This is a genomic window from Psychrilyobacter sp. (genome assembly GCF_049671765.1).
Taxonomy (GTDB): domain Bacteria; phylum Fusobacteriota; class Fusobacteriia; order Fusobacteriales; family Fusobacteriaceae; genus Psychrilyobacter.
The window spans coordinates 1-8515 of the sequence record NZ_JBATVM010000274.1 but is presented as its reverse complement, the minus strand read 5'-3'; the positions used below and the strand labels follow the sequence as shown (position 1 = coordinate 8515).

7 protein-coding genes are annotated in these 8515 nt (G+C 31.4%); 1 reads left to right on the top strand and 6 read right to left on the bottom strand.

Annotation, left to right across the window (positions count from 1 at the left end; genetic code table 11):
• The coding region (locus WBG30_RS12925) for an autotransporter domain-containing protein (RefSeq protein WP_424505078.1) at window positions 1-2730 on the top strand (2730 nt) is incomplete at its 5' end.
• A gap of 203 nt (window positions 2731-2933) precedes the next feature.
• On the opposite strand, the gene WBG30_RS12920 is transcribed toward WBG30_RS12925, so the two are convergent.
• The 6 genes from WBG30_RS12920 to WBG30_RS12895 form a co-directional block, all read right to left on the bottom strand.
• Window positions 2934-3278: a DUF1667 domain-containing protein gene (locus WBG30_RS12920; protein ID WP_424505077.1), complete on the bottom strand. Its 345-nt coding sequence runs from the start codon at window positions 3276-3278 to the stop codon at window positions 2934-2936.
• Window positions 3279-3289: 11 nt separating this feature from the next.
• On the bottom strand, window positions 3290-4543 hold the full coding sequence (locus tag WBG30_RS12915; RefSeq protein ID WP_424505076.1) for an NAD(P)/FAD-dependent oxidoreductase: 1254 nt from the start codon (window positions 4541-4543) through the stop codon (window positions 3290-3292).
• 142 nt (window positions 4544-4685) lie between these two features.
• Complete coding sequence (locus tag WBG30_RS12910) at window positions 4686-6119, bottom strand: NAD(P)/FAD-dependent oxidoreductase (RefSeq protein ID WP_424505075.1); 1434 nt, start codon at window positions 6117-6119, stop codon at window positions 4686-4688.
• Between the two features lie 178 nt (window positions 6120-6297).
• Window positions 6298-7017 carry an MgtC/SapB family protein gene (locus tag WBG30_RS12905; protein ID WP_424505074.1) on the bottom strand — a complete coding sequence of 240 codons (720 nt, stop codon included), beginning with the start codon at window positions 7015-7017 and terminating at the stop codon, window positions 6298-6300.
• A gap of 127 nt (window positions 7018-7144) precedes the next feature.
• Complete coding sequence (locus WBG30_RS12900) at window positions 7145-7939, bottom strand: HAD-IIA family hydrolase (protein ID WP_424505073.1); 795 nt, start codon at window positions 7937-7939, stop codon at window positions 7145-7147.
• Between the two features lie 6 nt (window positions 7940-7945).
• Window positions 7946-8515 (bottom strand): TRAP transporter large permease subunit (locus tag WBG30_RS12895; RefSeq protein ID WP_424505072.1); only part of this gene is annotated, 570 nt, incomplete at its 5' end.

Below are 8515 nucleotides of genomic sequence, written 5' to 3'. Positions count from 1 at the left end.
ACAGGTCTCATTAACAATAAGAGTGATTATGGAATGTCTGCTGATGGAATTGGGTCTTCTATTAATAATAGAGGAAACATTTCTAATGATGGAAATTATGGAATGAGTGCACTTAATGGATCTATAGCTATCAATGATACTACAGGTCATATAAAAAATAAAGGTGATTATGGAATGTCTGCTGATGGAATTGGGTCTTCTATTAATAATAAAGAAGACGTTTCTAATGATGGAAATTATGGAATGAGTGCATTTAATGGATCTATAGCTATCAATGAGACTACAGGTCTCATTAACAATAAGAGTGATTATGGAATGTCTGCTGATGGAATTGGGTCTTCTATTAATAATAGAGGAAACATTTCTAATGATGGAAATTATGGAATGAGTGCACTTAATGGATCTGTAGCTATTAATGAGACTACAGGTCATATAAAAAATAAGAGTGATTATGGAATGTCTGCTATAGGAATAGGATCTATAGCAATGAATAAAGGTACTATATCTAGCACAGGCGATAAAAAATTATATGGTGAAAATGGTGCTAGTCTTTCAAATTCTGGAACTATTGATAATATCATTAATGGTCAATCAGGAATGTTTTTAGATAATGCTGGGGATTCTAAAAATACTGGAATTATTAATGTTACGGATGGAATTGGTGTTAAAGCTAATAATAGTAATTTTTATAATTCTGGAACTATTAATGCTAGTGGTCAAACAGCGATCGAAATGGATAATAATGATTCTATTTTAGAGTTAGGAGCTGGATCAATATTAAGAGGTCGTACAGATGGTTTAGTAGGAGAAGATACTTTAATCTTATCAGGAATAGGTTCTGTAGATGTAGGAAATAATTCAGTTAATAATTTTGAAAAATTAGTAGCTACAGGAGATATAACTGCTAAGGGAACATATAATTTAACCATTTCCAATGGAAATGGTTATAAAACCTCAGCATTTGGGAGCTCTACAATATATAATTTAAATGATGCTACTGGGGCTCCTGGTAATTTAATTGTTGATGGCACAATTAATGCAGCAGTGGATTATGATGGGATCACCAGAGCAGGGACAGATAAAACCGGTAAAATAATAGCCAATACCATCACTAAACCTTCAAATGGTCATATTATATTGATAAATGGAGGAACTAGCAATTTAGGAATAGTAGATGAAGCTGAAAAAATCAATCCCACTATTTCTGGATTTAGAATAAATGGAATAGCAACCGTCGGAGGTGCACAAGTAATTGATCCCGATTTATTTACAGTTTCAGGTAAAACTGGTATATCAGGAAATTGGCAATCAGCAACTGTAGGAGATAGGGCAGGGATTAATGGTTCTATTTTGTTGGATCAAAAATATTTGAAAGTCATGTCGACAAATACAAATACAAATACAAATACTCCATCTAAAATATTAATCCCAAGAAATAGACTAGACCTAGATAATATGAATGAGTTAACAAGAATTACTAATAATTTAACAAATCTAGATTCTAGTGATCTTAAAATTGGAGAAGATAAATTTACAATTGATTATTTAGGTACTAAAGGAAATAGTAAATTTAAAGGTATCCAATCATATAATTATGACTATGATGTCAATTCAGATGGTGTAGCAACAACTTACATGTATAAATTAAGTAAAAAATTCTCATTAGGAACAGGGTTTTCATATGAAAATAGTGATGTTACATATCATGGTCTTAGAATTGGGAATACAAATATTTCGGCACCTGAACAAAATCATAAAGAAAAAATAGATTCATATAATACACAATTATTTGGAAAATATAAAAGTGGGGATTTCAACTTAACTCTAGGTTTAGGTTATGGATTATCAGCTCATGAAGCTAAAACTAATTTTGCTAGTGGAATAAAAACTGGAAAGTATAATTCATACGTTTTAAAAACTGGAATAGAAGGATCTTATAACTATAAATTGACAAGTACACTAGACCTTGTTCCTACTTTAGGAGTAGATTATATAAATGTTTCTGAAGATAGTTTTAAATATAGAAATGGTATCAAATTAGAAAACGCAAGTGGAGATGGTTATGTAGGAACGCTAGCTTTAAAATTAAGAAATAGTGTAGGAAAGTTTAGATGGGATATTGGAGCAGGATATAAATACAATAGTGAAGAGACGTTTCATAATACAAGAAAAGTCTCTGGATACCCTTTAGAAGTAGAAAAATTATATTATGACAAAAATACTTTATTATTAACTTTAAATGGTGAATATGATATATCAGAAGATTTTTTAGTAAGAGCAGGGTATGAATGTGAAAATAATAGAAACTATAGAAATAACAACATAAATATTGGATTCACATATAAATTTAATAGTATTGAAGATTTCGTTCCAATTATAAATATTAATGAACATATATATTTTAAATTCGATAGTTATAGTCTAAATGAAGAAAATAAAAAAGTAATAAAAAAAATAGCTAACAATTTAAAATCTGCAGAGGGAACTCTTAACATAGAAGGTCATACAGATAGTGTAGGTACTAAAAAATATAATCAAAAATTATCTGAGCAAAGAGCAAACGTTGTAAGTGAAGTTATAAAAAATGATTTAAAAAATAATAAAGTTAAAGTGATAACGAAAGGACTCGGAGAAGAGTTTCCTATTTTCCCTAATGATACTGAATCACATAAAAAAGGAAATAGAGCTGTTAATATAAAATTTGATCCAACTAAAGCAGAAAAATTTTAACAACAATATAATGGTTGTGTAAATTCATACAAAGAGTTAGTAATCTTAAGCAAAAATAGGGTATAATCAAAAAAATGGAGATTTACACAAAATATGAGATAGCCCCCCAAGCTTTAGCCTGATCTCTCCTAACAACATTTAAAAATCAAATTAATATCATTAAAAAATAGAGTTTTCCATTGGGAAAACTCTATTTTTATGATTTACATATCTCTTGTTATTACTATATTTACCCCTGTACCAAAAATATCCTTACTAACTATATCTCCCATTTTTACTGGTGATTTAACTTCTAAAGTATTTATTAAATCCATACATTTAAAATTTAATTCTTTTGGTATATCCCCTGCTGTTTTTACAGGTACCCTATTGTGAATTCCACCAGATATTTTAATGGTAGAAGTTACCACACGAGTAGGAGCAGTCAATTCTTTTTTTCCGTATATAGCTCCTCTAGGACATTTATTCCCAGTTGTTTTATAGTCATTTTGTTCATCTACCTCTATATGACATCCCATTGGACAAACTATGCATATTAGTTTTTTCATCTATTCTCCTCCTATCTCTTTATTGTAACTTCGATCTTATTTGTTTTGATCTTATCCATAAATACTTTTGGTATCATTATTTTTTCCATCTCTCCTGGAGCCATATGAGGTTTTTTCAAACTCATTATTGTTTCATCTCCACATCTTACTTCTAATTTTACATCTTTCAATACTTCTCTAACTCTCATAAATATTTCTAAACCTTTATCTACATTTTCTTTTCTAAACTTTTGAGGAACTGTATAACTGATTCCGTTAGTTCCATCTATCTCTACAAATTCTTCATTTCTTTTAATTTCATTTTTTATATATTTTGCAGCATTAGTTCCTGCTCTTCTAGATTCAGCACTTACGAAGTCTACCAAGTCATGTACATGGACTACATTTCCACATGCAAATACTCCTTCAATAGATGTTTCCATAGATTCGTTTACAATAGGTCCAGATGTTCTTTTATCTAATACTATCCCTGCATTTCTAGAAAGATCGTTTTCTGGAATTAATCCTACTGATAATAATAATGTGTCTACATCATAGTTGACCTCAGTTCCTGGAATAGGTTTTCTGTTTTCATCAACTTTTGCCACGGTTACTCTTTCTAATCTACCGTCCCCTTTTACATTTGTAACTGTATGACTAAGTAATAATGGTATGTTATAATCTTCTAAACATTGCACTATATTACGTGTAAGTCCACCTGAGTAAGGCATAAGTTCTACTACAGCTTCTACTTTTGCTCCCTCTAATGTCATCCTTCTAGCCATGATAAGTCCGATATCTCCAGATCCTAAGATGATTACTTTTTTACCTACCATATATCCTTCCATATTTACAAATCTTTGAGCTGTTCCTGCTGTAAATATTCCTGCTGGTCTGTCTCCTGGAATAGCTATAGCTCCCCTTGTTCTTTCTCTACATCCCATAGCTAAAATTATAGCTTTTGCTTCTATTTCCATATATCCGTCTACAGAGTTAATAGCCTGTATCTTCTTATCTTTACTTACATCAAGTACCATTGTATTTAATTTGTATTCTATTCCTTCATCAGCCATTTGATGGATAAATCTTTGAGCATATTCAGGTCCCGTAAGTTCCTCTTTGAACTCATGTAATCCAAATCCATTGTGGATACATTGTTGTAAGATCCCTCCTAATTCATTATCTCTTTCTATTATAAGTATCTCTTTAATTCCATTTTTTTTAGCTTCTATTGCTGCAGCCAGCCCTGCCGGTCCACCACCTAATACTACTAATTCATATTTCATCTATTTCCTCCTTACTCTTCCTCTTAGGTATTTTCGATGATTATTGAAAATAAGCTTATAAAAGCTTATTTTACAAATATCGACGATTCACAAAAACATCAACAAAGAAAAAGTTGCCTTTTAATTTTTTATTCTAATGAATTTATTTTTTAGTTTCTCCAGTTAGTATGTATGAATCTGCTTTATCTAATACTATTTCTTCCAAGCTTTTCCCTAATTCACGTGCTAAGATCTCTTGTATTCTAGGTCCACAGAATCCACCTTGGCATCTTCCCATTCCTGGTCTACATCTTTTTTTCACGCCATCCACTGTAGTTGCTCCTACATTTCTATGGATAGAATCTACTATTTCACCTTCAGTGATATTTTCACATCTACATATCATGTTTCCGTATCTTCTGTCTTGTCCTATTAATTCTGCTTTTTTTTCAGCAGTTTCAGTTATAAATTCGTAATGTTTTCTTCTATTTGGTTTAAATTCTTTATTTAATTCTACATTTCCTAAGATCTCTTTAGCTATTTCTACCACATCTGCTGCAATAGCTGGTGCTGATGATAATCCTGGTGATTTTATTCCGGCTACATCTATAAATCCTTTAGCATCTTCTACTTCTTCTACTATAAAGTCGTTTGTACTAGGCTGAGCTCTAAGTCCCGCAAAGTTTCTAATTCCTTCTCTAAAATTCAACTCTTCTATAGATTCTAATGCATGTTTTCTTACAAAATCTAATCTATCTGATGTAGTTGCTAAGTTTGTTCTGTCACTTAGATCTTCTGCATCTGGTCCTGCCAATACATTTCCATGAACTGTAGGAGTTACCAAAACACCCTTTCCTAATTTAGTTGGACATTGGAATATAACATGATTAACAAGTTCTCCCTGTGTTTTATCTAAAACAAAATATTGTCCCCTTCTAGGAGTTATTTTAAACGTTTCCTCAGCTACCATTCTATGAATTTTGTCTGCATATACTCCAGAAGCATTTATGATGCATTTAGCTTCATAATTTTTTTGATTTGTGATAACTCTGTATCCACCCTCTATTTTTTCTATATCCAAAACTTCTGTATTTAAGTCTAATTTTACACCATTATCTACAGCATTCTCCATAAGAGCTATTGTCATTTCCCATGGTCCTACTATTCCACCTGTAGGAGCTAATAGTGCTGCAACTGCACTTTTATTTATCTTTGGTTCAACTTTTTGTAGTTCATCTTTTTCAATTATTTTTACACCTGGAATTTCATTTTCTATTCCTCTTTCTAATAATTCCTCTATATGCTTTCTTTCCTCTTCACTGTTTGCAACTACCAATGATCCTATTCTTTTGAATGGAAAGTCTAATTCTTTACTTAATTTATCAAACATTGAGTTTCCCAAGGCGTTATATTTAGCCATTAATGTTCCTGCTGTAGCATCGTATCCTGCATGTACAATGGCTGAATTTGCCTTAGTTGTTCCATTGGCTACATCTGTTTCCTTATCTAATACCACTACATTCAAATTGTATTTTGAAAGTTCCCTTGCGATAGATCCACCTATTACCCCTGCCCCTACTATTAAAATATCTTGCATTGTTACCTCCTTAAAAATAACTAATCCTAATTTTTTATTAAAAAACAAAATAGCCAAACAAAACAGAATATATATACTCTGTTTCGTTCAGCTCTCTTCATCTCTAGCTTCTATTTAATTTATACCATAATTATACACTATAACCTCTATTTTTACAATTTTTTTAGAAAAATCATTTTTAATTAACTCTAGTTAGATTTATTACCTCTTCAAACTTTCTTATAATATTGAAAAAATATTTGGAACTCACATATTTAGGCAATGAAAAATGCATAACTTTTTTTATAAGAATATGTTCCCCATCATCTACTTCGCTTATTTTTTTATCTACAACTATCTTTATATCCTTTTCTTTGGCAATTTCTTTAATTATACTCTCCAAATCATCACTTTGTTCGTATTCTAATATTACTTTCTTTATTTTTCTCTTGTCAATAAATGTTGTCTCAATCTTCTTTATGAAATATGATAGTATTAATATCATGGCAGAAGCTGGAAGTATAAAAAAATAAAATCCATATCCGATTCCGATTCCTAATATTGCTACTAGCCAAAGAGTAGCTGCAGTTGTAAGTCCTTTTACTTTATCGCCTCCAGTCATTATTACCCCAGCACCTAAAAAACCTAATCCTGATATAACTTGAGCCGTTAACCTTGTAGGATCGGTTTTTAAATTTCCTATATCTACTCCTACCTCAGAAGTTTTATTAGATATCATAAGTTGAATCACCGAAACGATTGCAGCTCCTGCACAGGCCAACATATTCGTTTTCATTCCTGCAGGTTTCCCACGAGTTTTTCTCTCTAAACCAAACAATATACCGACTATACAAGCTACAAATACTCGAAACATAAATTCATATAGACTCATACCATAAAGCATCATCGTCATTTCCATAATTTACCCACTCCCTACACGGACTACCCGAGCCCTAATCTACCCATCTATTACAATAGGTACCAACTACTATATTCCAAAAGAGAAGTTTTGTATACATTAATCTACAAAACTTCTCTTTAATTTTTTATTTCAAATTTTTATGTATTGTTTTTACAGATTCAAATATATAGGTTGGCAAAATATTAGACGCTTTTACATCTTCTTCTTTGGCTTCACCTGTAAGTACTAGGATAGAATCTATCCCGGCATTTTCTCCTAATTTCATATCTGTATATAACCTGTCTCCCACCATAACCACATCTTCTGGTTCTAGTTTATATTTATCCAAAATGGACTCTATTATTAGTTTATTTGGCTTCCCTATGATCTTTGGAGATATGCCCGTAGCTGCTTCAAACATCTTTATCATTGCACCTGTATCTGGCATACTCTTCCCCATAGGTAATGGACATACATAATCTGGATGGGTAGCTAAAAACTCCACCCCATCCTTTATATAATCACAGGCTATCCATATTTTTTCATAAGTTAAAGTAGTATCAAACCCCAAGACTACATAGTCTGGATTAGATTCTCTATCTTTAACCAAGATGAAACCGTTTTTTTCAAATTCTGCTTCTAAATACTCATTTCCCAATAAATAAATTTTGGCTCCTGGTTTAAATTTATTTATATAGATTCTAGTGGCTTCTCCCGAAGTAAATATTTTATCCTCTTCCACTTCAAACCCCATTTTCTTTAATTTTTCACAATAAACCCCACTATTTTTAGAAGAGTTGTTAGTTAAAAAAACAAAGTTCTTTCCTATTTTTTCCATATGTTTTAAGAGCTCAACGGCTCCATCTATAAAATGATCTCCTAAATAGATGGTTCCGTCCATATCAAATATAAAACATTTTTTATTTCTTAATTCTCTCATAATTACCTACCCCAGTAAATTTGGTATAAACATAGCCACAGGTGCTGAATAAGTCAGAAGCATCAATACTAACATCAGTGCTACTATAAATGGTATTATTTCTTTTACAAAATCATCTAATTTGACGCCGACTATAGTACAGGTCGTAAACATCATAGATCCAAATGGAGGAGTTATTCCACCAATCATAATATTAACTATTAAGATTACTCCAAAGTGAATAGGATCTATTCCCATACTTGTAACTGCTGGCACTAATAATGGCGCTAATATAATAAGTGCTGCTCCACCCTCTATAAACATTCCAATAAATAATAGCAATAAATTGATGATTATCAACAATACAAATTTATTATCTGTAAAATCCATCAAGAATGCTGTGATACTTTGAGGTATTCTTTCTAAAGTTAGGTAGTAACCAAATACTTTAGCTCCAATAATAAGGAACATAACCGATCCAGTACCATATACTGTATCCTTTAAGATAATTGGAATATGCCTTAACTCTAATTTTTTGTATACAAAAGTTCCTATTACTACACAAAATAATACAGCCATCCCCCCCGCTTCTGTAGG

Excerpts from the sequence above, each read along its gene's own strand:
- WBG30_RS12920 (WP_424505077.1), bottom strand. The coding sequence starts at position 3,278 with ATGAAAAAACTAATATGCATAGTTTGTCCAATGGGATGTCATATAGAG.
- WBG30_RS12915 (WP_424505076.1), bottom strand. The coding sequence starts at position 4,543 with ATGAAATATGAATTAGTAGTATTAGGTGGTGGACCGGCAGGGCTGGCT.
- WBG30_RS12910 (WP_424505075.1), bottom strand. The coding sequence starts at position 6,119 with ATGCAAGATATTTTAATAGTAGGGGCAGGGGTAATAGGTGGATCTATC.
- WBG30_RS12905 (WP_424505074.1), bottom strand. The coding sequence starts at position 7,017 with ATGGAAATGACGATGATGCTTTATGGTATGAGTCTATATGAATTTATG.
- WBG30_RS12900 (WP_424505073.1), bottom strand. The coding sequence starts at position 7,939 with ATGAGAGAATTAAGAAATAAAAAATGTTTTATATTTGATATGGACGGA.